We start from the raw sequence: 24,537 nt of genomic DNA, 5'->3' as shown, positions 1-24,537 counted from the left end.
GCAGCATCGGCGGCGAGTTCACCGGCGTCGTCCGGTGCTCCGGTTGCGGCGGCGACTCCAGCGGCCCCGGCGACGCCGGCAGCGACAACGCCACCACTGATTGCGTCAGCCTCGTCGTTGGCCTGCTCGGCGGTGTCTTCGGCGCCGACCTGCGCCGCAAGATCGGCGACGTCGTTGTCGGGCGCAGTGCCCCATCCGGCCGGCTCGTCAGCCTCGGCAGCAGCATCGCTGACCGACGCGTCGTCGGCGACTTCAGCGGGAGCCTCAGCCGTGATGGCGGTCTCGGCGGGTACGTATGGCGCATCGTCACCGGGAAGGGTGGGTGCAGCCTCAGTCTCAATCTCAGCCGCTGGCGCGTCAGCGTCAGCACTTTCTCGACTGAGGTAGGCGACGATATTCGTGCCAGCCGCGACGATGGAAATGACGTCCCAGCCTTCTGCTGCCTTCTCAGTGAGCAGTGGCGCGAGGGATTCTGCGTCGTAGGACGAGGCGGTGACCGATGAAAACTCCTGCATCCGACAAGCGTAGACGACCAGGGTCCATCTGCGTCCTGCAGCGAATGTTCAATCGAAGAAAATCGGTCAGTCGTTGTCGGGATGGAATCCTTCGGTCAGCGCATTGACGTCAGCCTCATGCGCAGGGCCATCGAATGTGACGACACCGCCACTCAGAGCAATCACCCGCTCGCTGTCCGCAACACTGCTCAACTCGTGGGTGGCAATGAGCAGGGCCGCTCCATCAGCGTGCGCTGATCGAAACAGTTCAAGGAGTGCCGCGCGACCGGTCCGGTCAAGCCCGACGAACGGCTCGTCGACGACCATCACGTCGAACGGACGGACGAACGCCATGGCGATTGCGGCCTTCTGCTTCAGCCCGCGGCTGAAGGTCGCGGGCAGATCATCGGCTCGCTCAACAATCCCAACGGCGTCGAGCAGGTCAATCGAGTGTTGCTCCCAGTCTTCGGTTCCGTGCAGCCGAGCGATGTACTCGAGGTGTTCCCAGACACTCAGATCGTCGTAGAACACCGGCTCATCCGACAGGTATGACAGTGCGGCTCGGGCCTCGATCGAACCGAGTGGGTGACCGCCGACGAGTGCTGAGCCGTCTGAGGGTTCGAGGAGTCCGGCCAGCATGCGGATGAACGTCGTCTTGCCGCTGCCGTTGTGACCGATCAGCGTGATGCGCTCACCCGCGGCGATGTTGATGTCAATCGGGGCGAGTGCAACTGCTCCGCCGTAGTGCTTGGTGAGCCCGACCGCGCTCAGCACCCTGTCGCTCGACGTTGCTGCGTTGGATGCTGAGGTCATGAGGTTGCTGCTGCCTTCTGCTCGCGGCCGGCTTCGAAGAACGCCCGAATCTTCACGCCCCACCGGTCCCGACGCAGAATCCACATGACTGCAGCGGCACCGACGAGTGCAACGCCGACGACGATCCGGCCCGCAGTTGCCGCACTCGGGTCGGAGCGCATGGCGAGTACTGGGACCACACCGATCGCGCTGATCGCGACCGGAATGAAGGTGGAGAGCGCGTTGCTGAACCCAGCGAACTCGGGCGGGACCAACGACACGTCGGTATCGCGCGGCGCGCCGAGCAATGTGGTGTCGGCGACGGCGATAGGCGTGGAGGAATCGAGCACAGCGGCGATGACCGGACCAAGTGCCCCCGCCCACAGCGTCGGGATCGCAATCGCCCATGCTGCAGCTGCATCGCTGGGACGGATTGCCGATGCCGTTGCCGCGGCGATGACTGCTGCCGCGGCGAGGAGCACGGCCGGTGCCACGAGGTGATGCGCGTAGAGCAGCCCACGGTCGATCGGCAGGCCATCGGTGCGGTCTGGCCGGTCGATCTCTTGGGACAGCGGCTCGATCGTCTCCATGCCGAGTAGGAATAACGCGGCGAGCAGGCCGAGCAGAAACAGCAACGACGAACTGACGGCAAGCGAGCCGCTGACACCGGCAGCGACGGCGAGCGCGGTAATGCGTCCGAGTCGTGCCGCTGGGAGTCGACGAAGTGATCGGAAACCGCGTTTCCAGATCATGGTGTGCAGCGAGGTGGTTCTCGTGTGGAACCGGGCGCGAACCGGGACACGTGGGGCTCCTCCCCAAGGCGTCGATCGCAGCGTTTCGGCACGAAGTTGGCGGCGGAGCAACACGACGGTGCGCAGGTCCTGGACGGTCGCTGCAAAGCGAAGCTGGGAGACGAGTCGCCCTCTCCGCACCAGCGGCTCGATGCGGAGGCGGCCGCCGAGCGCGAGTGCCGCGCCGACGGCAGCGATGACGACGGCGATCGCGACCAAGTCGATTGAACGCTGGCGGATGCCCCAGAACGCCAGGCTGCCCGCCAGGTTGGCGGGTCCTGCGCGTACTGCGCTGTCCGACTCGTTCCAGGTCGCCCATGCAGCCGCGGCTTGCCATCCGAGCAGTGCGGCGGCCAGGACGGTGGCACCCCATCGCGGGAGCCGAAGCGAATGGCTCAGCACGGCACTCGATACGAATGCGGCGCCGACAACTGCGCCGAATAGGGCACCCGCTGCGGCCCATGATGCACGCGATCCCTCGACCTCGCGTGCGACGAACTGACCGACGATGGCCCCCGGCAACGCCAAAGCGAACATCGCGGAACGAATGCGCTGGGCAACGGGGCGAAGCAGCACACGGCGCCGACTGATTGGAGCGAGGAGCAGATGCGTGACGTCGGCAACCTCGATTGACACCGGCCCGCCGTCCGCGCCGCTGCGCAGGCCGAGGCCGATCGCTGCGACCACAGGAATGCCGAGGAGCGACGGACCGCGTGTGAGGAGATCTGCGGTGGTGACGTCGTCGCCGATCAGTCCACCGATGGCATCAGACGCAAGGACCACGCCGATCAGGCCGACGAGTGCGAACAGATACACGCGATATGCAACGTCGAACCACTCGGTGTCGCCGAGCCGATGACGTTGCCGCGTCCGGCGCAGATCGCGGAGCGCTGTCCGGTCGTTGGTCTCGGTCATCGCCTGATGACGCTATCCCCCTGCCGCGGTTGCAACCGTCGAGCGAGCGAGCAGACTGGGGAGATGAAGACGTTTGTGAAGTCCCCCCGAGTTGCCGCCGTCGCGCTGGCCGCCATGCTCGCTGTCGCGGCATGTGGAAGTGATGCTGCGACTGATGCGGCAACTGAATCGGTACCTGCGGCGAGCGACTCCGCCACTGAACCAGCAGGCGGCGCCGCGGTGCTCCAAGTGTCGGCATCACTTGAGGTTGCCGGCGAGGCACTGCCCCCGCTGGAGGACCCCAATGCCGACGCAGCCGTGGGGCTGCAGGCGCCGGTCATCACCGGTCAACAGTTCGACGGCACCGATATCACGATCGGCGGTGAGACCGACGGGCCGACGATGCTCGTCTTCCTCGCGCACTGGTGTCCGCATTGCAACGACGAGATCCCAGAGATCGTCAAGCTTCGCGACCAGGGAGACCTGCCCGACAACCTCAACATCATTGGGATCAGCACCGCCGTCGTCGAGGACCGCGAGAACTACCCACCGTCGGAGTGGATCGTCGAGAAAGACTGGACCTGGCCGGTCCTCGCCGACACGATCGATGCTGAAGCCTTCCAGCTGTACGGAGGCACGGGCTTCCCGTACACCGTGATCCTCAACTCAGATGGGTCGGTCAAGGCCCGGACGAGCGGGAGTTCGTCCGCCGCAGAGATCAAGGACTGGATCGACGCAGCCCTTCGCGTCTGACCGTCAATCGGCCCAGCCAGCGCCGACGGTGATGACGACCTGCACGATGTTCGCTCGGCCGGGCGGATCTGCGGTGCCGGCGCCGTAACCCACGGCGTGTGACGTCCCGCCCGGCATGGGTCCGAAGGACGAGGCCAGCGTCGTCATCAGCGCCGCGCCAGTCGGCGTTGCGGTCTCGAGCGTCGTGTCGAGCCCATGCGTTGGAGCGCCAGCCTCGGTGAGCAGCGCCATCGTGGCCGGTGCGGGGTGAGGGAGTTGGCCATGAGCGGTGTTGACGATGCCGCTGCCGAGTCCGATCGACGAGCAGTAGATCTGATCGATGTCGAGCGACTCGAGCGCTGCGCACACGCCCACCACGTCGATGATCGAGTCGAGCGCGCCCACTTCGTGCAGTTCGACGTCGGCTGGGTCGATGCCATGAATGGCGCCCTCGACGGCAGCAAGCCGCTCGAAGACGGTGCGCGCACGATCCCGTACTCGATCCGGTAGTTCGGCTGCGTCGAGCAGCGCAAAGATCTCGCGCGCCGGACGGTGCAGACCATGTCCACCGGTCTCGCCGGGATCGTGATCGTGCAGGCCGTCATGGGTCACGATGTTCGCCCACGTGGCGCTCACCCCGGAACGCTGTACCCGTTCGAAGAACATCGCATAGCCGTCGACGCCGAGCCCAGCGATCGTGTTGGCCACCATGTCGGTGTCAGCGCCTGCATCGACCAGCGCAGCCAGCGTCATGTCGCCCGCCACCCCGGCGTGGCAGTTGAACCAGGCGGATCGGATGGGGTGGACGTCGTTGGTCATCGACAACTCCGAGCGATCGCACATGCTGCGCCGAACCCATTGTCGATGCCGACGACGGAGATGCCCGACGCGCACGATGCGTGCATTGAGAGCAACGCAGTGACGCCCTCGAGTCCTGCGCCGTACCCGACCGAGGTGGGGACAGCCACGACGGGACCGGAGGTGAGACCACCGATCACGCTCGCGAGAGCACCTTCCATTCCGGCGACCACGATCACCGCGTCCGCACCGGTGACGTCGTCGACCCGTGCGAGCAGTCGGTGGAGGCCGCTGACCCCGACATCGGAGATGAGCGACGGGTCGAAGCCGTGTGCCTGGAGTGTCAGGCGCGCCTCATGCGCAACCGGCAGGTCACTGGTGCCCGCCGTGATGACGAGCACGTTTGCCTCGCGGGTCGGCGTGGGGCGTCTCCACAACATCGACTGGTTGGCCTCGTCTGCGGAGCCATGCGCATCGAGACACGCAGCGCGTTGGACAACGTCGGCGCGAGTCAGCAGGACCGGACCTGTGCCGTGTTCGAGGAGTTCACCGACAATGGCGACGCACTGGTCCGCGGACTTGCCGGGGCCGTACACCGCTTCGGGCATTCCCTGCCGGATCGCCCGGTGGTGATCGACGAGTGCGTCGCCGACATCGGCAAACGGCAGCCGCGTGAGCCGCGCCACCGCGTCGTCTGGATCCACGCTGCCGTCGCGAACGTCGCTGATCAGTTGTCGCAGCGTCACTTCGTCCATGTCGGGTCCTGCGTCGTTGAGTTCTTCCACCGTCTCACCGAATCATCGTGCCAGAGGACGAGCGCGAACCCCTACGCTGACGCGAATGTCGAGCACAGGCGTCGAGCGCGTCGGATTCTTTGGGCCGTTCGGGACCTTCACGCAGCAGGCGTTGCGAACGCAACCCGACCTCGCCTCTGCTGAACAGGTGCCCTTCCGGACGGTGCCCGACATTCTTGACGCCGTCCAGAGTGGAGCCGTCGATGCTGGCTTCGTGCCGATCGAAAACTCGATCGAGGGCATGGTCAACTTCACCCAGGATGCGCTCGCGTTCGATCACGATCTCGTCATCCAGCGTGAAGTAGTCATTGACATCGAGCATTGTTTGGTTGCCCGCGCCGGCATTGAGTTGAGCGACGTGACGACGGTGCATTCGATTCCGGTTGCCACAGCGCAGTGCCACCGCTACTTGCGGACCACCCTGCCCGACGCGGACATTCGGGTTGCCAACAGCACTGCCGAAGCCGCCAAGACCGTTGCCGAGTCCGAAGCGACCGACGTCGCCGCGCTCGCGCCCCGCGTCGCCGCCGAGCTCTATGGTCTCGCAGTAATTGCCTCTGATATTGCCGACCACGAAGGAAATCAGACTCGGTTCCTTCTGGTGGCTCGCGAGGGCGTGCCGGCTCCGACCGGTCACGACAAGACGGCACTCGTGATCTATCAACGCGCTGACGAGCCCGGCTCGTTGATTTCGATCCTGCAAGAGTTCGCGGCTCGGCGCATCAACTTGTCGAACCTGTTCAGTCGGCCGACCAAAGATGGCGGACTCGGTGACTACTGCTTCATCATGTATGCAGACGGCCACGTTTCCGACGAACTGCTCGCCGACACGATGCGGTCGCTTCACGCCAAGCAGGCTCGGGTGAAGTTCCTCGGCTCGTACCCCGCTGTCGGCGAACACGCTGAGGTGACTCGCGCCGATACCGGCAGTCGCTGGGACGACGCCGACAACTGGCTGGCTGAGATCCGCAAACAGATCCGCTGAAACGGACAGGTCGGGCCGCCAGTAGCGTCGGAGAAATGTCGGAACAGCAAGTCGCAGTCGTCACAGGAGCCAATTCAGGGATCGGTCGGGCGACCGCCATCCACCTGGCACAGCAAGGGATGCGGGTGTTGGGCACCGTGCGTGCCGCAGCAAAGGCCGAGAAGTTGCTCGCCATGGCGGCCGCTGCCGGGGTCACCGTCGAGATCGTCGAACTCGATGTGGCCGACGATGAATCCGTCCGGGTGGGCTTCGAGCAGATTTTTGCCGCTGCTGGCCGCGTTGATCACCTCGTGAACTCGGCTGGCGTGGGTGGCAACGCCGTAGCGGAAGAGTGCCCGTCGGACCTCTACAACGACGTGTTCAACATCAACGTCACCGGCGCAGTGCGTTGTGCGCAGGCCGTCCTTCCTGCGATGCGTGAACGTCAGAGTGGAACCATTGTCAACATCACCTCCGTTGCCGGGCGCATCGCCGCACTTGCGCAGTCGCCGTACGTCGCGTCGAAGTGGGCTCTTGAGGGCGTCAGCGAAGGGATGGCTCAGGAACTGGCACCGTTCGGGATCAGAGTCGCGATCGTCGAACCAGGGGTGACGAAGTCGGCGATCTTCGCCAAGAACATCGACGCACCGAACTCGACTGGCGCCTATGACGATCACTACCGGCGGATGTTCCAGTTCTACGGTGCCGGGATGATGAACGCGACCGATCCGTTTGAGGTCGGCAAGGTCATCCACCATGCGATCGCCACTGATTCGCCGGTACTGCGCTACCCGGTCAGTTGGGCCGGCGCCGAGATGGCCGGACTCCACGACCGCATCGACGACGCCGACTGGCTCGAACTCGGCATGGTGGCCGACGACGACGCGTACATGGCGCGCTTCCAGGAAATCTTCGGCGTTGACATCCGCACATCATGAGGTCCCCGCAGTTGACCGTCGGCCTCATCGTTGATGACGATGTCGTCTGACGCTCCCGACACAGATGGTCCGCTGAGAATTCTGACCGTCTGCTCGCACAACCGAACCCGTTCGGTGATGACGATGGCGATGCTGCAACGCAACCTCGATGATCGTCTCGGAACAGGGGCAGTCGTTGTCCGATCGCTCGGCTTCGGCCCCGATGACATGCCGTCGATTCCCGATGCTGTCGCGGCAATGGCGCGGCGCGGGCTCGATACATCTGCGCATCGCAGCCGGCAGGTCACCGAACGCAATATCGAGGTGCCGGACCTGATCCTCACCGCCGAGCTCGATCACGTGATCAAGATTGCTGCGATCTCACCGTCGGCATACCGACGGTCGATGACGATGCCGGAATTCCTTGAACTCGCAGCACAGCGCGAGGCAACTTCGGGCATCGGCTTGCGCGGATGGACGACGGAACTGACCGCTGATCGAACGGCGCGCGACTACATCAACGCTGGAGTGGGTGAGATTTTCGACCCGACCGGTTCGTCGCCGCGGGTGTTCGAGAAATCGGTCGTCGAAATGGAAGAGATGTGTGCACTCGCTGCCACATTGATTGCGGCGGTCGTTGACCCGCCGCCGGCTCGCAATCGCTTCGACTTCGAGTGAGACTCAGTTACAACAGTTGACCGATGGCGTGAATGACGAAGCCTGCGAGTCCGCCGACGATCGTGCCGTTGATGCGAATGAATTGCAGGTCGCGACCCACCTGCAGCTCAAGTTTTTCGGCGGTCGATTCGCCGTCCCACTTCTCGACGGTCGAGGCGATGATGTCGCTCACCTCGGTGCGGTAGTTCTCGACGAGATAGGCGAGTGCATCTGAGACCCAGCGGTCGATCTTGTGTTGCATCTCGGGGTCGTCGGCCAGTCGTGCGCCGAGTTGTTGCAAGCTGTTGACGAGCCGCACGCGGAGTTCGCTGTCAGGATCGTCTGCAGCGCTGATCATGCCGCGTTTGGCTTCGGTCCAGAGCGAGTCGATCCATCGACGTACCTCGGGGTGATCGAGCATCTCGTCTTTGAACGCTTCGCCTTTGGCGTGCAATTCAGGGTCAGCGCGCAATCGTTCGGCGAGCGCGGCAACTCGCGTGTCGACACTGTCACGCACCTCGTGGTCGGGCGTGTTGGCCACATCTTCGAGAAAGCTGGAGACGGCGGTGTAGATCTTGTTGAAGACGCGATTGTCGATGGGTTCAGGCACCCACCATGGCGACTCTTCGTCGAGGCGCTGACGGAATGTGGATCGGTTGTCGTCGAGGAAGCCGCCGACGCCGACGAGTACGGCGTCGAGCAGCCGCTGATGATGTCCGCCTTCGACAGTGAGATCGATTGCCTTGCCGAGCAGCGGGGTGACGGGCGTGGCACGGACGCGTGACTCGATGAGGTGTTCGAGCCCTTGCTGGATCTCGCGGTCGTCGAGCACCTCCAAGGCGCCGCGGAGGACATCGGACACCGCATCGCCGGCGCGGGCGGCGTTGGCGGGTTGTGCAAGCCATGTGCCGGCTCGCTCGCCGATGCGTGCGCCACGGAGTCGCTCATCGATGACATCGGCGGTCAGGAAGTTGGACTCGACGAAGTTGCCGAGGCTGCGACCGATCTCATCTTTTCGCTTCGGGATGATGGCGGTGTGCGGGATCGGGATGCGCAGCGGGTGGCGGAAGAGCGCGGTGACGGCAAACCAGTCCGCCAGCGCACCGACCATTGCTGCCTCAGCAATGGCGCGGACGTAGCCGACCCACGTACCCCGGTCCTCGTTGATCTTGGCGATGAGAAACACGACGGCAGCGAAGACGAGCAGAAGGGTCGCCACCGTCTTCATCTTGCGGAGCGCCTGTGCTTTGCGGGCGTCTTCGGCCGACAGCGCGTCGGGTCGCAGTGCGGGTGTGGGAGCTGGCCCCGGTGCAGCAGTGGCCATGACAGGCGGCGGCAGATTCACGTTCTGACCGTACCGATCACGTGTGTCGCGTTGGTTGACGGTCCTGTCTGGGCAAGCAATGAGCTGCGCTCGCCGTGTACGAGGTCACGCGCCGATCGGGTGAGTTCCGCGAGGCATCCCAAGGTGTCGGGGAACGTCGTCTCGTTCAGTTCGTGGATCTGGTCGACACGCAAATCGGGTTGTCGCATGTCGAGGATCGACACGGGCGCCGAGCCCGGTGCCGTCGGGTTCGTTCGTTGGTGAAACCGTCGATGCAGACCTGATTTGGGCAATCCTCGGACCCGCACGGGAGGCCGACGCGGTGTCGCTTGGACTCTCGCCGACGAATCTGTTCGGGGTCATCTTTGATTTCGTTGGCCGGTCGGTGGTCGCTGTCCGGCTCGACGGGCGACGGCAGCGATGCTGGGGCCGCGTTGCGCGCCGTCACGCAGACCACGATCGAGCAGTTGGCGCGGCCACACGGCTGTCCCTGTTCGTGTGCGCGGGTTTGGGCTTCGGCCTTACGTTGCACCTTCTTCAGACGGCGACGCTCGCGCAAAGGGGCACACACCACGCAGCTGCGGTCCTTGCAGATGCGGCCGCGCTCGTGAGCGAGCTCTTGCTGTTCTTCTTTGGACAGTTTTGGTTCGGTCTCGTCAACCCAATCCGCAGAGCTCACCCAGGCGCGCTGGCGCCGCGGGTCTGGCGTTCGGGGGTCTGGAGAATCAGCCATGGTGAACACAAGTATCGCTGCATTCCGGCAAGCGGCATCATGTGATGATGAGAAGCAGCGAGTTTGACCCGGAAGCGAAGGAACTTGAACTGCGTGCCGAGTCGTCGAACTGGGACGTGTCCAACCCGGTTCCGGCTGATCCAGGCGACATTCCGGTCATCGATATTTCGGCCTGGATCGCGTCGGGTGACGACGTGGACCTCGCAGCGGTTGCTGCGCAGGTCAACGATGCGTGTGAGACCGCGGGCTTCTTTCAGCTGGTCGGTCACACGGTTTCTCGCGAGCTGATCGATGAGGTGTTCGACATGACCGAGCGGTTCCACGCGCTGCCGCTCAAGGTGAAGGAGAGCCTCCGGATGGACCGCGAGGGGTGGCCGGTCGCCGGGGTCGGCTATCTGCCGATGTATTCACGCAAGCTGCCGACGCGGGAGAAAGCGAACCTCAACGAGGCGTTTTTGGTCAAGGGGAACCGAGAGCTGGACTTCGACGAGAGCCAGTGGCCCGGCGACGATGCGCTCCCTCGTTTTCGTGACACGGTCGAGCGGTACGCGGGAGCGGTCAACCGCCTTGCGTTGCGACTGCTGCCGGTCTATGCGACAGCGCTCGGTCTCGAGGCTGATTTCTTTGCGCTGGGCTTCGAGCATCCGTCGTGGCGGCTGCGGATGACGCGGTACCCGCCGGTGCCTGAGCAGCCGGAGGTGGACGCCGACTTCGGGATTGCGCCGCACGTCGACACGACGTTCTTCACGTTGTTGCTGCAGGACGCTGCTGGGTTGACGATCTTCAGCCATACCCGGGGTTGTTGGATTCAAGCACCGGTCGTGCCGGGTGCGTTCGTCGTCAACTCCGGTGAGTTGATGAAGCAGTGGACGAACGACCGGTACCTCAGCGTTCGGCATTTCGCGAACAACGACGCAAGCGAGTCCCGCTACTCGATCCCGTTTTTCTACAACGCCGCGGCTGATTTCCCGATGGAGTGTCTGCCGACGTGCCACGACGCTGACAACCCGCCGAAGTATCCGACCATCTCCTACAACCAGAGCCAGGCCGTCGCGCAGGGCGAGTGACGGGGCGCGTGGCTGAATGACACCACCGCACAGAACGGGCACAACCGAGAACGAGCGTCCCGACCAGACGACGAGCCCGGTCGAGACGCTCATTGGCGGAACGGGGGGGATTCGAACCCCCGGAACCTTTCAGTTCGTCCGCTTTCAAGGCGGGTGCATTCGTCCGCTCTGCCACCGTTCCGTGTTTGACGATACCGGGCTATGCTGCGTGCTCCCAGGAGAGGTGCCAGAGCGGCCGAATGGGATGCCCTGCTAAGGCATTGACCCTCCGGGGTCCGTGGGTTCAAATCCCACCCTCTCCGCCACTGCGACCGACACCCCACTGGGTTGTCGGTCGTTTGGGTTTTCGATGCGGCTTGTACATCGAACTCGCGGCTGTCAGCAGTGGAATCCGGGCAAGGTGCCCCGAAATTGGGCAGATCGGCCCCGTCTGAGCCGTCGCCGGATGTGACGGTTCAAGTTACAAGCATGTCGTCTGTATGACAGCAACGTTGCGGTTTGATGACGAACGGACTAGACACTGGTGCTACCACGTGAGTCGGCGCGAGCCGAACGCACAAATTCTCGATCGTTCCTCTTCGACGTTGGGCCGAAGCGATCACCAAGTGAGCCACCAGTGACCAGGCGGAGATTCATGAACCGAGAGCGCGACAACGGCGAAGACTTCTGGGGCGGCAAGTCCGACTGGACCTCTGAGTACGACCGGCCAACGACGCAGCACGAACGCTTCGATGCCGAGGCGCACTGGGCCGGCCAAGCCGATTCTGAAGGACAGCGTCCGGTCGCTCGTCTCCGCCGGAGCCTCTCCAACCTGTTCGGATCGGGCAGCCACGCCACTCGCGAGCACGGCATCATCCGGCCCGGGACCAGCAGCTCGCCAGACACGCCGACGCCCGCCAGCGGCGTGAGCGCCGACATGTTCGACGATCTCGACGACGATGATGTCGCGTACGACGACACTGTCGGCTGGGTTACCACCGCGGCCGCGGTCGATGAAACGCAGCCTGATGAATGGGATGCAGAACTTGCGCCCGCCCCTGTTGATGCCCGCAGCGAACGTCGGGCAGCTTCGATCGATCCACTGCTGGTTCGGGTCGGAGCCGTCGCCGTCGTCGGTGCGCTCCTCGTTCCGTTGCTCCTCAACGCAGGCGGAGACGACACTGACCGACTGATCGGACGAGCGGCTGCAGCAGAAACGGCTGCATCGACGGTCACCCTGCTGGCGCCGACCACCGTCGTCTCGACGATCGACGCCACATCCACACAGCTCGACCCCAACGATCTCCCTCCGGCCGTCCCGGCTGGCGGATCTGTAGCGGAGACGACGGCAGCGACATCAACATCGCCGGTGACGATCGCTGCGAAGCTTGCTGCGACAGCGTCAGCATTGACTGAAACAACCGCGCCAGCGACCACCGCCGCTCAGAACGCGGCGCTCGACACTGCCGCAGTCGCCGACGAACCCGCCGCTCGAATCGAGCCCAACTGCGCCGTTGATTACACCGTCGTAGCGGGCGACTTCTGGATCCGGCTTGCCCAGGCTGCCGGGGTCGACCTCGACGAACTGCTCGAAGCAAACGGTGCCAGCGCATCAACGCCGCTCTACCCCGGCACCGAGATCTGCCTGCCGGCTGGCGCAACGGCACCAGCGCCTCCGACCACCACCGCATCGACGACCGCTGTGTCTCCGACGACAACGAACGCCCCGACCACGACAAGCGCTCCGACCACCACGGTTGCGACGACCCAGCCGCCGGCCACGTCGCCTCCCGGACCCGAAGACATCAAGCAGATCATCCGCGATGTGTGGCCCGACGAGCTTGAGGAGCGAGCCCTCGAGATCGCCTACCGCGAGAGCCGCTACGTGCCGACCGCCAAGAACTTCTGCTGCTACGGCATCTTCCAGATGTACTGGAACGTCCACAAGAGCTGGCTCGCCGACATCGGCATCACGAACGATCAGCAGCTCTATGACCCAGCGACAAACGCGAGGGCGGCATACGCGCTCTACCAGCGGGCGGGCGGTTGGGGTCCCTGGGCCCTCTGAGCCTCCGGTGACACTCCACGGTCGGCTTGGCATCGAGCCGGGCTGTCTCGTTTGGTGTCAATCTGGCCGTGTCGCCCCCAAGTTCGCGGGGTAACATGTCGACCGAAAATATTTGCGCCCGTAGCTCAATGGATAGAGCACTTGATTACGGATCAAGCGGTTGGGAGTTCGACTCTCTCCGGGCGCGCCAAACATCGGCCCCCGTCTGACGGGGGCCGATGTCGTTTTCCCGAGTGGCAGGGCGTTCGGTACCGACTCGTACACTCGGGTGGGTGGCAGCTCCGACCGACGTGATCAGTTCCCGGCTCGCCGGCTTCGGCACGACGATTTTCGCGGAGATGTCCGCGCTCGCGGTCGAAACCGGCGCGATCAACCTCGGCCAGGGGTTCCCCGATACCGACGGACCTCGCGAGGTCCTCGATGCCGCGATCGAGTCGATTGACGGTGGGCTGAACCAGTATCCGCCCTTGCCGGGAATGCCCATCCTGCGTGAGGCCATTGCCGCCCATCAACAGCGGTTCTACGACATCGAGCTCGACCCGGCGACGGAGATCGTGGTCACGGCCGGTGCCACCGAAGCGCTGGCGGGGGCGTTGCTTGGCATGCTCGACGCCGGTGATGAAGTCATCGTGTTCGAGCCGATGTACGACAGCTACCGCGCGGGCATTGCGATGGCTGACGCTCGAGCGGTTCCCGTGCTGTTGGCGCCAGATGCCAACGGCAATTATGTGTTCGACCCCGCCGAGCTGCGGGCGGCCGTCTCGTCGCGCACCAAGCTGGTCCTCCTCAATACGCCGCACAATCCGACCGGCAAGGTGTTCACCCGCGACGAGTTGCAGCTGATCGCCGATGTTGTCCTCGAACACGACCTGATCGCCGTCACCGACGAGGTGTACGAGCATCTTGCCTTCGATGGCCGTACTCATGTCCCACTGTCGACTCTTCCCGGCATGGCTGAACGCACGCTCACAATCTCATCGGGTGGCAAGACGTTCCATACCACGGGCTGGAAGATCGGGTGGATGTCAGGTCCGGCTCCACTCGTCGCAGCCGCGCGCACCGCGAAGCAGTTCCTGACGTTCGTGAACGGGGCTCCCTTTCAGCCGGCTATGGCGGTTGGCTTGGGACTGCCGGACAGTTATTTCGCTGGGATGCGCGCCGGGCTGCAAGCAACGCGCGACCGTTTGGTCGCGGCGCTTGATTCCGTGGGCTTCATCACGTACACGCCTGAAGCGAGCTACTTCGTCACCGCTGACATCCGGCCGCTCGACTCATCGGGCAACGGCGTCGATTTCTGTCGTCAACTGCCACATCGGTGCGGCGTGGTCGCGGTCCCGAACGAGGTTTTCTACGCTCGGCCAGAGCACGGACGGCACATGGTGCGGTTCGCGTTCTGCAAGCAAATGCAAGTGATCGAGGCCGCGGCCGATGCACTCACGAAGGGGTTCTCGCCATGAGCGTTGTTCGAGTCGCTGCAGTGCAGCACGACATTGTGTGGTTCGATCGCGAGGCAAACTACGTCGCACTCGCGCCTCGGATCAGCGCAGCGGCCGCTGGTGGCGCGCGCATTGTTCTCCTCACCGAGACCTTCTCGACCGGGTTCTCGTTTGCCGACCCGGCGATTGCCGAACCCGAGGGTGGACCGTCCAGTCAGTTTCTCCTCGATCAGGCAGCAGCGAATGACGTGTGGGTCGGGGGCACGTGTGCCGAACTTGCGCCCGACGCGCCGGCCGACGATCAGCGCGTCAGCAATGTGTTTGTCCTCGCCGGCCCGGACGGCACCGTGCACCGGTACCGCAAGATCCATCCGTTCTCACACAGCGGCGAAGATGAATACGTCCGCGCCGGAAGCGAACACATCACGGTCACGATCGAAGGTGTCAGGTGCAGCCTCTTCATCTGCTACGACCTACGTTTTGCCGACGAATTCTGGGCCGTCGCTCACGACACCGATGCGTACCTCCTGATCGCCAACTGGCCGGCGAAGCGCCGCCATCACTGGCAGACGCTGGCGCGGGCCCGGGCGATCGAGAACCAGGCGTACTTCGTCGCGGTCAATCGGGTCGGACGCGATGGAGCGCTCGATGCCGAGGGCAAACGCACCGGGCCGCTCGATCACTCTGGCGACAGCGCGGTCTTCGACCCGATGGGCGAAGTACTGGTCAGCGCAGCTGGTGCGGAGACAACGATCTTCGCCGACATTGACACCGATGTGGTCGCAGCCACGCGCCAGCACTTCCAGTTCCTCCAAGACCGCCGGTAGTCACGGAAGAGTCACAAGCGGGGCCCGACTGGTTGCGCCTATTGGGCAGGCTTGTGCATCAGGCTGACTTCGATGCCCTTGGACATCTGGCGTCCCACCTCGATGTAGCCGTGTTTGCGATGGAATGCGAGTGACGGCTCGTTCGGCGGATCGACGTTGACCTCGAGGGTCAGCCCGAGTGCTTGCTCAGCAAGTCGTCGGTCGACTTCGCGATACAGCGCCGAGCCAAGGCCCTGACCTTGCGCAGCTGCATCGAACGCGACCCGGTCGAGATAGAGCACGTCGTCGTAGCGCTCCATGAACCAGAGGTAGTTCACGGAGTCGTAGCTCGAACCCTTGGCGAGCACGACACAGAAGCCTGCAACGACACCATCGACGTCGACCACCAACGAGAATGCACTCTCCTCAACGAGAAATCGCAGCCGGTCCATGTCGGCGGGCCCGACCTCGGGCACATTGGCCTCGTTGATCTCCAGCACTCGCTCGAGGTCGGCTGCGGTCATATCCCGAATCGTCACGCGGGCACCGTAGCCATCTCGCTGTCCATCGTTTGCGTCGGGATTTCTGCGAACCAGTCCGCAGAAATCCCGACGCAAACGAGAATGAGGCGCGAACGAGAATGAGGCATCAGATCAACAGTTCGCGAACGACGGGCCTGGGAGAGACGGGGCCGCCGTCGAGTCGTATCCTGGACCCATGTTGTTTCGCAAGACCGCCACGATGATCGCCCCCGACGAGGCACTGCCCGGGCGCGACGAACCCATGTCCGTGCCTGAGACGCACTTCGTCAACGGCAATCCGCTCCAAGGGCCGTGGCCCGAAGGGATGGAAATCGCGGTCGTCGGCATGGGCTGCTTCTGGGGTGCGGAACGTCTCTTCTGGCAACTCGACGGCGTGTACTCCACCTTCGTCGGCTACGCGGGTGGCTTCACGCCCAACTGCACCTATGAGGAGAACTGCACCGGCCGCACCGGCCACGCCGAAGCGGTCGGCATTGTGTTCGACCCGGCAGTGATCTCCTTCGAGCGGATCATGCAGGTGTTCTGGGAAGAGCACGACCCCACCCAGGAGATGCGCCAGGGCAACGACATCGGTAGTCAATACCGCACGGGCGTGTGGGCCACGCAGGCAAGCCAACTCCCGACCATCGAGGCCACCAAGTCGCGGGTCCAGGCCGGACTCGATGCCATGGGCAAGGGTGAGATCACCACGGAGGTCGGCTCGATCGACTTCGACGCGGACTTCTATTACGCCGAGCCGTACCACCAGCAGTACCTCGCGAAAAATCCCAACGGGTACTGCGGGATCAAGGGCACCGGCGTCAGCTGCCCCATCGGAATCGGTTCCTGACCGACGAATCCCCCGTTGCTTGGGGGAGGGCCGACCTGGCCAACTGATGTCTCGACCGGCCGGCTACCAGCCGGTCGCCGTGATCTCGTCGCCATCGGCGTCAAGTCCTCGACCGACCCACCGGATTGCTCCTGGCGTGGCCGACAGTCGAGCAATCACACTCTGCATCGGGGTGCCATCGAACTCGTCCGCGACGACTTCGATGGCACCCCGATTCGCAAAGTGGGGATCAACCGCAATGTCGGCCATGTCGAGCACCGGCCCAATCGCGGCGTCGGCTGCGGTGAACGCCTCGATGACGTCGCGGCGCGGACGAGCGGCACACCACGCGGTCATGATCTGCTCGAGTTCTTCCCGATGTTCGGTCCGCCCAGCAAAGTCGACGAAACGCGGGTCGTCACCGACACCGAGCACGTGCATCACGCGTGCGGCGATCGAGTCGCTGCTCGTCGAGGCGGCAACCCACAGGTCGTCACTGCATCGGTAGGTGCCGCGCGGGACGGTGTAGGGCAGCCCGGCACCGAGGCGGGGCTGCTGCTCGCCGGTCACGCCGAACAGCGACACAAGGGGGCCCATCATGTGGAACATCGTTTCGAGCAGGTTGGCATCGACAACCTGGCCCACGCCCGAGTGCAGTGCCACCATCGTGGCAAACGCTGCAGCGAGTCCGGTGACTTCATCGGTCAGCGCAATCGGAGGCGGGAGCGGCTGGCCGTCCGGGTTGCCACTGAGTGCAACGAGGCCCGACATCGCTTCCGCGATCGTGGCGAACCCGGCCCGGGAGGCGTACGGACCGTCCTGGCCGAACCCGGAGATCCGGGTGATGACCAGCTTCGGATTACGGGCGAGGAGGACGTCGGGGCCGAGGCCGAGTCGCTCGAGTGTTCCCGGCCGTGAATTTTCCACCAAGACGTCGGCCTCATCGAGCAAGCTCAGCAACGTTGCGGTGTCGTCGGCGTCTTTGATGTCGAGCACCACGGTCCGCTTGTTGCGGTTGACGAGCTTCCACCACAGGCCCTCGCCATCGCGAGGGTCGCGCCATGCCATGTTGCGCAGACTGTCGCCGCCGGGGCGTTCCACCTTGATGACATCGGCACCGAAGTCAGCGAGGTAGCGCGCACAGTTTGGTCCGGCCAGAACGGTCGACATGTCGACCACGCGCAGGTCAGCGAGCGGACCGCTGGGTGGTTGGGCGGCCGGGCCTGGCGTCGCGTCGCTCATCGATTCCAACCCGCAATCAACTCGCACGCGGCGGCAAGGTCATCGCCGGTACCCGCGTACGAGAACCGCACGTACTCATGTCCTCGAGCCAGGTCGAAGTCGATGCCTGGCGTGCAGGCAACGCCGAGTTCGTCGAGCCAGCGTTCGCAAAGTTGCATCGAAGTGAGATGCACTGCTGTCGTGTACTGGGGCACGTGGGCGTACACGTAGAACGCCCCGTCGGCGGGTGCGATGTCGGTGATGCCGGCTGCGGCCAACCCGTCGATCATCACGTGGCGATTCGCCCGGTACTGCTCGACGTGGCCGTCGAGTTCATCGCTGGCATCGAGCGCCGCCAGCGCGGCGACCTGCGAGACATGCGGTGCGCAGATGTACAGGTTCTGTTGGAGCCGTTCAACGACGTCGACCAGTTGCTCGGGGACGACCACCCAACCGACACGCCACCCGGTCATCGAGAAGTACTTCGAGAAGCTGTTGACCACGATCGCGTCGGGCGCGTGAGGCAGCACCTGCGGGGCAGGGGCCGACTCGACGATGCCGTGGTAGATCTCGTCGGCCACGAGCGCGATGTTGTTGGCACTGCAGTGTGCGGCGATTGCACCGAGCGCCTCGTCAGACATCACGGTGCCCGTTGGGTTTGATGGTGAGGCAATGACGAGACCATCGAGTTGTCCGGCGTCTTGCAGATGCTGCGGTGTCGGCGCCCATCGGCTGTCCGGCCCGACAGGGATCGGTACTGCATCGATGCCGAGCGCGATGAGCGCGTTGCGATAGCACGGGTACCCGGGCTCGATGACGCCGACTCGCTGGCCGGGTTCAAACAAGGTCAGGAAGGCCAGCGTGAAGCCGGCAGAAGCGCCTGCCACGATGATGATCCGACGCGGATCGACGGGCTCGGCGTACCGCTCGCTGATCCCGCGGCGGAGTCGGTGGAGCCCGGCAGCGCTGGTATAGCCGAGTGGCATGTCGAGGGCGTCGATGACGGCCGCGCGCGCGACACCGGGGAGCCCGGTGGCGGGTTGGCCGACCTCGAGATGAAAGACGCGTTGCCCTCGGGCTTCGCGCACCGTTGCCGCATGGCTCATCGCCATCGCATGGAACGGTGGAACGGATGCTGCGCGAACGGCTGCCTCGATCACGCTGGGCAGTGTGTCACTTCCCGCCGTGCGTCGGCTGATCGGCTGATGCTCAGCTCGGTGTGACGAGTTCTCCAGCTTGCAGTTGGTGGGCATATCGCCCGTCGGATGCGAGCAACTCGTCGTGGGTCCCGATCTCGGCAATGCGGCCGTCTTCGACGAAGGCAATGCGGTCCGCACTGCGGATCGTTGACAAGCGATGGGCGATCACCAGCGCCGTTCGACCCTCCATGGCGTGTTCGAGCGCCGCTTGAATGTGTGCCTCGTTGTCGTTGTCGAGGTGGCTCGTCGCCTCGTCGAGGATGATGATCGCCGGGTTCTTCAAGAGCAGGCGAGCGATGGCCAGGCGCTGCTTCTCGCCGCCGCTGAGTCGGTAGCCGCGCTCGCCGACAACGGTGTCGTAGCCGTCCGGCAACGCGACGATCGTGTCGTGAATTCGAGCTGCCTTGGCCGCTGCGATGACGTCAGCCTCCGATGCTGATTGATCGGCGTAGCGCAGGTTCTCTCCGATCGACTCGTGGAAGAGGTGCGGATCCTGTGCGACGACACCGATCGAAGCGCGGAGCGAATCGAGTGTGAGGTCGCGCACGTCGTGCCCATCGACGCGCACGGCACCCGATGTGACGTCGTACAGGCGGGGGAGGAGCGAGATGGTTGTCGACTTGCCGGCGCCCGACGCGCCGACCAATGCAACGGTTTCGCCAGGCGCGATCGAGAGCGAGAGCCGCTGGAGTACGTCGACGTCGGGGTCGGTGCCGGTGCCGAGTCCGGCGTTCTGTTCCATTGATGCGATGGCCGAGTCGACGGCTGGTGGATACCTGAACGTGACGTCTTCGAATTCGACAGCCCCGCGTGGTGCAATCAGGTCGAATGCTCCCGGCTTCTCGGTGATTGCCTCCGGCGCGTCGAGAACTTCGAAGACTCGTTCGAAACTGACCATCGAGGTCATCAGGTCGACCCGGGCGTTCGTCAGCCCGGTGAGCGGTTGATAGACCCGGGTCACGAGGGCGGCGAGTGCCACGAGCGTGCCTGTCGAGATCTCTCCGTCGACGACCATCAGTGCCCCGATGCCATAGATGGCAGCTGTGCCGATCGCGCCGACCAAGCCGAGAGCAACGAAGAACACTCGGCCGTAGAGCGCCGATTGGATGCCGGTGTCGCGGACGCCCCGGGCTCGGGACTCGAAGGAATCGCGCTCACGATGTCCTGATCCGAAGAGCTTGACGAGCATGGCCCCGGAAACGTTGAAGCGTTCGGTCATCTGCGTGTTCATGGCGGCGTTGTGGCCCATCTGCTCCCGCGAGATCCCTTGCAGGCGCGTGCCGACGCGACGGGCGGGAATGATGAACACCGGCAGGACGATCAAGGTGAGCAACGTGAGGCGCCACTCGAGGGCGATCATGGCGGCGAGGGTCGTGGTCAGCACGATCACGTTGCTGACCACGCTGCCGAGGGTGCTCGTGACTGCGGACTGTGCACCCACGACATCGCTGCTCAGGCGGGATGTGATCGCCCCGGTCGGAGTCCGGGTGAAGAAGGCGATCGGCATCCGTTGGACTTTGGCGAAGAGCGCGCGACGGAGGTCGTAGATGAGCCCTTCGCCGACGCGGGAACTGCACCACCGCTGGAAGATCGCAAGCCCCGCGTCGGCAAGAGCTGCGGCGACCGCAATCCCTGCCAAGACCTTGATGGCATCGCGGTCCGAGTTAGGGATCGACGAGTCGATGATCTCCCTGACGACAAACGGCGGCACGAGTGCAAGCAAAGCGGCAGCGAGAATCGCAAGCAAGAAGAGCGTGATCGTTCGGCGGTACGGGCGAGCGAATTGCCACACTCGCGCGTAGGTGCCGTCGGCGAGTTTGATCCCGTCGAGCGCATCTTTGTCACCGGGCATCATGTGGTGTGGAGCCATCCGCATGGGTGCAACGCTACGACGTGTCCGGCCGTACGCTGCATGGCGATGCGTCGTGTTGTTCCTGCCGTGATCGGATGGGCACTCCTGGTTGGGGCGTGCACGGCTTCTGATGCTGCGCCTGCGCCGAAGACTCGCGAGATCACGTCGGTCCCAGCGACCACAACGACGACCGTGACGCCACCGACAACTGTGGAGGCGGGCGACACGTTGCCGCCCAGCACGTTGCCGCCTGAACCGCTTGACTACGAGATTGTCTGGGAACAGACGGCCGGGCGTGTTGACGCCGGCCGCCTGACTGTGCCGCTCGACTACGCCGACCCGCAGGGCGAGACGATCGACCTCTATGTCGCGCGGCACCGCGCTGACGGCGACCGCGTCGGGATCATGTTGGTCAACAATGGCGGGCCGGGGTCACCCGCCAGCTCGATGGCAATCAACGCCACCACCTGGTTTGAACCTGCCTTGACAAAGCGATTCGATGTCATTGCCTGGGACCCGCGCGGTACCGGAATCAGCGACGGAGCGGTCGACTGCGTTGATGATGACGAATACGACCGTTTCTACGCCACCGGTGACATCACGCCCGATAACGACGACGAGAAGAACGAATTGGTCGACCTTGCTGAGGAGTTCGCACAGCGCTGCATCGATCGCGTGGGTCGGCCGCTGCAGTACATCGGCACGAACAACTCAGCTCGCGACATGGATGCCATCCGCCAGGCGCTCGGTGAGGAACAGGCGTCGTATTTCGGGTTCAGCTACGGCAGCGAGCTCGGAGCCGTGTGGGCCACGATGTATCCGACCACCGTGCGCGCCGCGGTGTTCGACGGCGCGTCCGACCCGAACGCAGACAGCATCGAGGCAACCCGGCAGCAGTGGGTTGGCTTCGAGGCTGCGTTGAACACGTTTCTTGCCGAGTGCAGCGCAGAGAGTTCGTGTGCGTTCCACAACGATGGCGACGCCGAAGGTGCCTTCGACGAGCTGTTCGCCACGTTGGACGAGTCTCCCTTGGCAGGACCGGAGGGCCGCGCCGACATCAGTCTCGGCGTCGCCGTGACCGGCGTGGTGCGCGCGATGTACTCCGATCAGTTCTGGCCGACGCTCGAGGAGTCGCTCGACGATGCTGCGAACGGTAATGGCGACGGCTTGCTGGCCTTGCAGGACGGGTACTACCAACGCCGTTCTGATGGCAGCTACAGCAACCTGCTCGAATCGTTCCAGGCCATCTCGTGTGCGGACGACCCTGATCGCCCCACGATCGAAGAGGCCGACGCCGACGCAGAACAACTGATCGGAGCGGCACCTCGGCTCTTCCCGTATTCCACCGGTTCCTACTCGTGTTCGTTCTTTCCCGAATCGATTGACCCACGGATTGAAATCACGGGCATTGGCGCTGGGCCAATTGTCGTTGTCGGCACGACTGGCGATCCGAGTACACCACTCGACAGCAGCCGCAAGATGGCTGCTGCGCTTGAAGACGGTCGCCTCGTAGTGGTCGCGGCAAACCAGCACACCGGGTATGGCGTGAACGACTGCATCGACGATGTGATCCATGACTACCTCGTGCAACTCGAAGCGCCCGAGAACGAAACCATCTGCGACTGACCCGAAAACGAACGACACCCCCGAGCCGGAGCCCAAGGGTGTTGTTACTGGCGGAAGGCGTGGGATTCGAACCCACGGAAGCCTGAAAGACTTCAACGGCTTTCGAGGCCGTCCCATTCGTCCGCTCTGGCAGCCTTCCGAAATGCACGCTAGCGTGAAAAACGGCGTCCTGGGCGGTCACGAAGCCAGATGAACAGCGGACGGTGGGCGCGCGACGTTCAGGGCGCGATGCGGTGACACCCCTGTTCAAGCTCCGATCGCTTTGGACCGATAGCAATGTATGGATTCGGTCAAGACGAGAAATGAAGGGGGTGGCGCACAGATGAATCAGCGGATTCCAATGGTGCCGGTTGCCCCTGCTGCGGGCGGCGCGACGCCCCCAGCAACGACACCGCTCGCCCCTCCGCCCGTAGCAATCGTTGACGGAGCGTCCGCGACGCCCCCACTCGCGATCATTCTGGACGAGATGACGTCTGCAGTTGATGGCGTCAACGGCGCGCTCCTCGCCTCGGTCGACGGTTTCGCGGTGGCTCGGAGCGCAGGAATGCCGAACTCGGCGGCGCATGCAGCCGTTCTTGCTGCGGGTATGGGCCTTGCCCACCAGTTGGCTGCCATGGGCGGCGGCTCCGAGCTTCGCCAGTTGGTCATCGACCACGACGAAGGCCTCTTGCTGCTCTGGCCACTCGGTTCGAAACGCGTGCTTGCCCTGCTGACGACGCGCCGTGTCGATCAGCAATCGATGCGTCAGTTCGTACAGGCCAAGGCCTACTGGCTCGCCGGCGATCAATGATGTCGGACCATACGTTCAAAATCCTCGTCACAGGGCCGTACGCAGCTGGAAAGACCTCGTTGATCCAATCGGTGTCCCAGACCGAGGTCATCTCAACCGATGTCGTCACCAGCGGTGACGAGTCGGCGGTGAAGGCGCACACCACGGTCGCAATGGACTTCGGTACGTATGCCATCGACGACAATGACGTTCGGCTGCTGTTGTTCGGCACCCCGGGTCAGCCTCGGTTCCGGTTCATGACAAACATTCTGAAGGGCGACGTTGACATCGTTGCGTTCGTTCTCGATGCCGAAGCGCCGGCGACTCACGCGCCGGCCGGCGTCGAACTCCGGTCGTTGCTCGCCGACCTGCAAGTGCCGGCCGTCATCGCGGTCAATCGATGCGACGATCTCCAGGCTGCTCGGCGTATTGCTCGGTCACTTGGTGCGGCGGACAGCCAACCAGTGGTTCCCTGCCAACTCAACGACGCCGATTCCGGTCGAGAAGTTGTCGTCGAGATTTTGGTCACGCTTCTCACTCACGTTGAATCCAACGCGCTCGTGGCGAGCGGCGCCGGGGTGGCCTGACATGTCCTCACCGATCAACACTCCAACGGGCGGCGCTGGGATGGCGCCCGCCACCCTTGACGCGTTGGCTGCCGACGGCGAGCACGCAGGATGGCGCGTGCTCGACACGGCGCGAGCCCAGCAATTCACGGGCGAGATCATTTTCCAGTCACAGCCGAGCGTCAGCGTGTACCTCGACAGTGGCCACGCGTACTACGCGGTCCGGGCCGGCGGCCCGTCGATTTGCGAGCGACTTATCGATGCTGACGTGGTTACTCCGATGCAGATTGAACGTGGGGTCATTCGGATTGGGGACGTCGAGAATCTTGGCCGGCTGTTCGATCGTGATGCGTCTGTTGACCGTGACGCGGTGATGGTCGTTGTCGAACTTGCGACCGACGACGTGGTGACCTTGCTTGCCAACACCGTCACGAGTTCGATCACCCTGACGGCCTACCGCCACCACGCCTCTGGCGTTCACCGGTGGTTCGTTGTCCCGTTCGATCAACGACACGATGTCCTTGTGCAACGGGTCCCGGTCAACGAAGTCACCCAGATCGACACGTCGATCACGAGTGAGCAGCCTGACCTGGCTGATCTGCCCGATCACGTCGACGACGGCGTGCACATCGAATGGGACGAGTCGCTGGGCGACGACCTGCTCGATGTGCCCGAGCGCCAGCTCCCCTTTGACGAATCGATGGTGCA

22 protein-coding genes, 4 tRNA genes and 1 pseudogene are annotated in these 24,537 nt (G+C 64.1%); 15 read left to right on the top strand and 12 right to left on the bottom strand.

Features of this window, described 5'->3' with window-relative positions; all coding sequences use genetic code 11:
* From ACH2DW_RS12110 to ACH2DW_RS12100, 3 genes and pseudogenes are all read right to left on the bottom strand, one after another.
* Nucleotides 1-515: pseudogene (locus tag ACH2DW_RS12110) on the bottom strand (hypothetical protein); the annotation flags it as partial.
* A gap of 66 nt (nucleotides 516-581) precedes the next feature.
* Complete coding sequence (locus ACH2DW_RS12105) at nucleotides 582-1,307, bottom strand: ABC transporter ATP-binding protein (protein ID WP_394930004.1); 726 nt, start codon at nucleotides 1,305-1,307, stop codon at nucleotides 582-584.
* Nucleotides 1,304-2,992, bottom strand: coding sequence for a hypothetical protein (locus ACH2DW_RS12100; RefSeq protein ID WP_394930003.1), 1,689 nt, complete (start codon nucleotides 2,990-2,992; stop codon nucleotides 1,304-1,306). The genes ACH2DW_RS12105 and ACH2DW_RS12100 overlap by 4 nt, the downstream gene beginning before the upstream one ends.
* 63 nt (nucleotides 2,993-3,055) lie before the next feature.
* On the opposite strand from ACH2DW_RS12100, the gene ACH2DW_RS12095 reads away from it, so the two are divergent.
* Nucleotides 3,056-3,724 (top strand): TlpA family protein disulfide reductase, encoded by a 669-nt coding sequence (locus ACH2DW_RS12095; RefSeq protein WP_394930002.1) that lies wholly within the window; start codon nucleotides 3,056-3,058, stop codon nucleotides 3,722-3,724.
* A gap of 3 nt (nucleotides 3,725-3,727) precedes the next feature.
* Here the strand turns inward: ACH2DW_RS12095 and ACH2DW_RS12090 are convergent, their stop codons facing one another.
* The gene (locus ACH2DW_RS12090; RefSeq protein WP_394930001.1) at nucleotides 3,728-4,522 is read right to left on the bottom strand and encodes a LarC family nickel insertion protein; all 795 of its coding nucleotides are present in this window, start codon (nucleotides 4,520-4,522) and stop codon (nucleotides 3,728-3,730) included.
* Nucleotides 4,519-5,256 carry a nickel pincer cofactor biosynthesis protein LarB gene (gene larB, locus ACH2DW_RS12085; protein ID WP_394930005.1) on the bottom strand — a complete coding sequence of 246 codons (738 nt, stop codon included), beginning with the start codon at nucleotides 5,254-5,256 and terminating at the stop codon, nucleotides 4,519-4,521. Before larB ends, ACH2DW_RS12090 begins: the two co-directional genes overlap by 4 nt.
* Before the next feature lie 85 nt (nucleotides 5,257-5,341).
* Here larB and pheA point away from each other — a divergent pair, with 85 nt between their 5' ends.
* From pheA to ACH2DW_RS12070, 3 genes are read left to right on the top strand one after another with little or no spacing between them, the layout of a single operon-like run.
* Nucleotides 5,342-6,280: a prephenate dehydratase gene (gene pheA / locus ACH2DW_RS12080; RefSeq protein WP_394930000.1), complete on the top strand. Its 939-nt coding sequence runs from the start codon at nucleotides 5,342-5,344 to the stop codon at nucleotides 6,278-6,280.
* 35 nt (nucleotides 6,281-6,315) lie between these two features.
* Nucleotides 6,316-7,197 (top strand): SDR family oxidoreductase, encoded by an 882-nt coding sequence (locus ACH2DW_RS12075; RefSeq protein ID WP_394929999.1) that lies wholly within the window; start codon nucleotides 6,316-6,318, stop codon nucleotides 7,195-7,197.
* A 39-nt stretch (nucleotides 7,198-7,236) separates the two neighbouring features.
* On the top strand, nucleotides 7,237-7,854 hold the full coding sequence (locus tag ACH2DW_RS12070; RefSeq protein ID WP_394929998.1) for a low molecular weight phosphatase family protein: 618 nt from the start codon (nucleotides 7,237-7,239) through the stop codon (nucleotides 7,852-7,854).
* A 7-nt stretch (nucleotides 7,855-7,861) separates the two neighbouring features.
* Here the strand turns inward: ACH2DW_RS12070 and ACH2DW_RS12065 are convergent, their stop codons facing one another.
* Nucleotides 7,862-9,178: a DUF445 domain-containing protein gene (locus tag ACH2DW_RS12065; RefSeq protein ID WP_394929997.1), complete on the bottom strand. Its 1,317-nt coding sequence runs from the start codon at nucleotides 9,176-9,178 to the stop codon at nucleotides 7,862-7,864.
* Between the two features lie 759 nt (nucleotides 9,179-9,937).
* Here ACH2DW_RS12065 and ACH2DW_RS12060 point away from each other — a divergent pair.
* Nucleotides 9,938-10,957, top strand: coding sequence for an isopenicillin N synthase family dioxygenase (locus ACH2DW_RS12060; RefSeq protein WP_394929996.1), 1,020 nt, complete (start codon nucleotides 9,938-9,940; stop codon nucleotides 10,955-10,957).
* 93 nt (nucleotides 10,958-11,050) lie between these two features.
* Here ACH2DW_RS12060 and ACH2DW_RS12055 read toward each other — a convergent pair.
* A tRNA-Ser gene (locus tag ACH2DW_RS12055) sits at nucleotides 11,051-11,138 on the bottom strand.
* 36 nt (nucleotides 11,139-11,174) lie between these two features.
* Here ACH2DW_RS12055 and ACH2DW_RS12050 point away from each other — a divergent pair.
* From ACH2DW_RS12050 to ACH2DW_RS12030, 5 genes are all read left to right on the top strand, one after another.
* A tRNA-Ser gene (locus ACH2DW_RS12050) sits at nucleotides 11,175-11,262 on the top strand.
* A 329-nt stretch (nucleotides 11,263-11,591) separates the two neighbouring features.
* Entirely contained in the window at nucleotides 11,592-13,004 is a 1,413-nt protein-coding gene (locus ACH2DW_RS12045; protein ID WP_394929995.1) for a LysM peptidoglycan-binding domain-containing protein, read from the top strand.
* Nucleotides 13,005-13,118: 114 nt separating this feature from the next.
* Nucleotides 13,119-13,194, top strand: a tRNA-Arg gene (locus tag ACH2DW_RS12040).
* A 28-nt stretch (nucleotides 13,195-13,222) separates the two neighbouring features.
* On the top strand, nucleotides 13,223-14,461 hold the full coding sequence (locus ACH2DW_RS12035; protein WP_394929994.1) for a pyridoxal phosphate-dependent aminotransferase: 1,239 nt from the start codon (nucleotides 13,223-13,225) through the stop codon (nucleotides 14,459-14,461).
* Nucleotides 14,458-15,267: a nitrilase-related carbon-nitrogen hydrolase gene (locus tag ACH2DW_RS12030; RefSeq protein WP_394929993.1), complete on the top strand. Its 810-nt coding sequence runs from the start codon at nucleotides 14,458-14,460 to the stop codon at nucleotides 15,265-15,267. The genes ACH2DW_RS12035 and ACH2DW_RS12030 overlap by 4 nt, the downstream gene beginning before the upstream one ends.
* Nucleotides 15,268-15,305: 38 nt before the next feature.
* On the opposite strand, the gene ACH2DW_RS12025 is transcribed toward ACH2DW_RS12030, so the two are convergent.
* On the bottom strand, nucleotides 15,306-15,785 hold the full coding sequence (locus tag ACH2DW_RS12025; RefSeq protein ID WP_394929992.1) for a GNAT family N-acetyltransferase: 480 nt from the start codon (nucleotides 15,783-15,785) through the stop codon (nucleotides 15,306-15,308).
* Nucleotides 15,786-15,963: 178 nt separating this feature from the next.
* Between ACH2DW_RS12025 and msrA the strand changes: the two genes are divergently transcribed.
* Complete coding sequence (gene msrA, locus ACH2DW_RS12020; RefSeq protein ID WP_394929991.1) at nucleotides 15,964-16,617, top strand: peptide-methionine (S)-S-oxide reductase MsrA; 654 nt, start codon at nucleotides 15,964-15,966, stop codon at nucleotides 16,615-16,617.
* Nucleotides 16,618-16,680: 63 nt separating this feature from the next.
* Here the strand turns inward: msrA and ACH2DW_RS12015 are convergent, their stop codons facing one another.
* The 3 genes from ACH2DW_RS12015 to ACH2DW_RS12005 are packed head-to-tail and all read right to left on the bottom strand — an operon-like array spanning nucleotide 16,681 to nucleotide 20,892.
* Complete coding sequence (locus ACH2DW_RS12015; RefSeq protein ID WP_394929990.1) at nucleotides 16,681-17,838, bottom strand: CaiB/BaiF CoA transferase family protein; 1,158 nt, start codon at nucleotides 17,836-17,838, stop codon at nucleotides 16,681-16,683.
* Entirely contained in the window at nucleotides 17,835-18,977 is a 1,143-nt protein-coding gene (locus tag ACH2DW_RS12010; protein WP_394929989.1) for a pyridoxal phosphate-dependent aminotransferase, read from the bottom strand. Before ACH2DW_RS12010 ends, ACH2DW_RS12015 begins: the two co-directional genes overlap by 4 nt.
* A gap of 49 nt (nucleotides 18,978-19,026) precedes the next feature.
* Nucleotides 19,027-20,892 (bottom strand): ABC transporter ATP-binding protein, encoded by a 1,866-nt coding sequence (locus tag ACH2DW_RS12005; RefSeq protein WP_394929988.1) that lies wholly within the window; start codon nucleotides 20,890-20,892, stop codon nucleotides 19,027-19,029.
* A 42-nt stretch (nucleotides 20,893-20,934) separates the two neighbouring features.
* Here ACH2DW_RS12005 and ACH2DW_RS12000 point away from each other — a divergent pair, with 42 nt between their 5' ends.
* Nucleotides 20,935-22,494: an alpha/beta hydrolase gene (locus ACH2DW_RS12000; protein ID WP_394929987.1), complete on the top strand. Its 1,560-nt coding sequence runs from the start codon at nucleotides 20,935-20,937 to the stop codon at nucleotides 22,492-22,494.
* A 48-nt stretch (nucleotides 22,495-22,542) separates the two neighbouring features.
* Here ACH2DW_RS12000 and ACH2DW_RS11995 read toward each other — a convergent pair.
* Nucleotides 22,543-22,633 (bottom strand) — tRNA-Ser (locus ACH2DW_RS11995).
* A 183-nt stretch (nucleotides 22,634-22,816) separates the two neighbouring features.
* Here ACH2DW_RS11995 and ACH2DW_RS11990 point away from each other — a divergent pair.
* The 3 genes from ACH2DW_RS11990 to ACH2DW_RS11980 all read left to right on the top strand — a co-directional run.
* Entirely contained in the window at nucleotides 22,817-23,284 is a 468-nt protein-coding gene (locus ACH2DW_RS11990; protein ID WP_394929986.1) for a roadblock/LC7 domain-containing protein, read from the top strand.
* Nucleotides 23,281-23,850: an ATP/GTP-binding protein gene (locus tag ACH2DW_RS11985; RefSeq protein ID WP_394929985.1), complete on the top strand. Its 570-nt coding sequence runs from the start codon at nucleotides 23,281-23,283 to the stop codon at nucleotides 23,848-23,850. The genes ACH2DW_RS11990 and ACH2DW_RS11985 overlap by 4 nt, the downstream gene beginning before the upstream one ends.
* 1 nt (nucleotide 23,851) lies before the next feature.
* The coding region (locus ACH2DW_RS11980; RefSeq protein WP_394929984.1) for a hypothetical protein at nucleotides 23,852-24,537 on the top strand (686 nt) is incomplete at its 3' end.

Source organism: uncultured Ilumatobacter sp. (genome assembly GCF_963980585.1).
Classification (GTDB): Bacteria; Actinomycetota; Acidimicrobiia; order Acidimicrobiales; family Ilumatobacteraceae; genus Ilumatobacter_A.
The sequence above is the reverse complement of the archived record's forward strand: the minus strand, read 5'-3'. Positions and strand labels throughout refer to the sequence as shown.

Bases quoted from the DNA above. Each gene is read 5' to 3' on its own strand.
- ACH2DW_RS12105 (WP_394930004.1), bottom strand. From the start codon at position 1,307: ATGACCTCAGCATCCAACGCAGCAACGTCGAGCGACAGGGTGCTGAGC.
- ACH2DW_RS12100 (WP_394930003.1), bottom strand. From the start codon at position 2,992: ATGACCGAGACCAACGACCGGACAGCGCTCCGCGATCTGCGCCGGACG.
- ACH2DW_RS12095 (WP_394930002.1), top strand. From the start codon at position 3,056: ATGAAGACGTTTGTGAAGTCCCCCCGAGTTGCCGCCGTCGCGCTGGCC.
- ACH2DW_RS12090 (WP_394930001.1), bottom strand. From the start codon at position 4,522: ATGACCAACGACGTCCACCCCATCCGATCCGCCTGGTTCAACTGCCAC.
- larB (WP_394930005.1), bottom strand. From the start codon at position 5,256: ATGGACGAAGTGACGCTGCGACAACTGATCAGCGACGTTCGCGACGGC.
- pheA (WP_394930000.1), top strand. From the start codon at position 5,342: ATGTCGAGCACAGGCGTCGAGCGCGTCGGATTCTTTGGGCCGTTCGGG.
- ACH2DW_RS12075 (WP_394929999.1), top strand. From the start codon at position 6,316: ATGTCGGAACAGCAAGTCGCAGTCGTCACAGGAGCCAATTCAGGGATC.
- ACH2DW_RS12070 (WP_394929998.1), top strand. From the start codon at position 7,237: ATGTCGTCTGACGCTCCCGACACAGATGGTCCGCTGAGAATTCTGACC.
- ACH2DW_RS12060 (WP_394929996.1), top strand. From the start codon at position 9,938: ATGAGAAGCAGCGAGTTTGACCCGGAAGCGAAGGAACTTGAACTGCGT.
- ACH2DW_RS12045 (WP_394929995.1), top strand. From the start codon at position 11,592: ATGAACCGAGAGCGCGACAACGGCGAAGACTTCTGGGGCGGCAAGTCC.
- ACH2DW_RS12035 (WP_394929994.1), top strand. From the start codon at position 13,223: ATGTCGTTTTCCCGAGTGGCAGGGCGTTCGGTACCGACTCGTACACTC.
- ACH2DW_RS12030 (WP_394929993.1), top strand. From the start codon at position 14,458: ATGAGCGTTGTTCGAGTCGCTGCAGTGCAGCACGACATTGTGTGGTTC.
- msrA (WP_394929991.1), top strand. From the start codon at position 15,964: ATGTTGTTTCGCAAGACCGCCACGATGATCGCCCCCGACGAGGCACTG.
- ACH2DW_RS12015 (WP_394929990.1), bottom strand. From the start codon at position 17,838: ATGAGCGACGCGACGCCAGGCCCGGCCGCCCAACCACCCAGCGGTCCG.
- ACH2DW_RS12005 (WP_394929988.1), bottom strand. From the start codon at position 20,892: ATGCGGATGGCTCCACACCACATGATGCCCGGTGACAAAGATGCGCTC.
- ACH2DW_RS12000 (WP_394929987.1), top strand. From the start codon at position 20,935: ATGCGTCGTGTTGTTCCTGCCGTGATCGGATGGGCACTCCTGGTTGGG.
- ACH2DW_RS11990 (WP_394929986.1), top strand. From the start codon at position 22,817: ATGAATCAGCGGATTCCAATGGTGCCGGTTGCCCCTGCTGCGGGCGGC.
- ACH2DW_RS11985 (WP_394929985.1), top strand. From the start codon at position 23,281: ATGATGTCGGACCATACGTTCAAAATCCTCGTCACAGGGCCGTACGCA.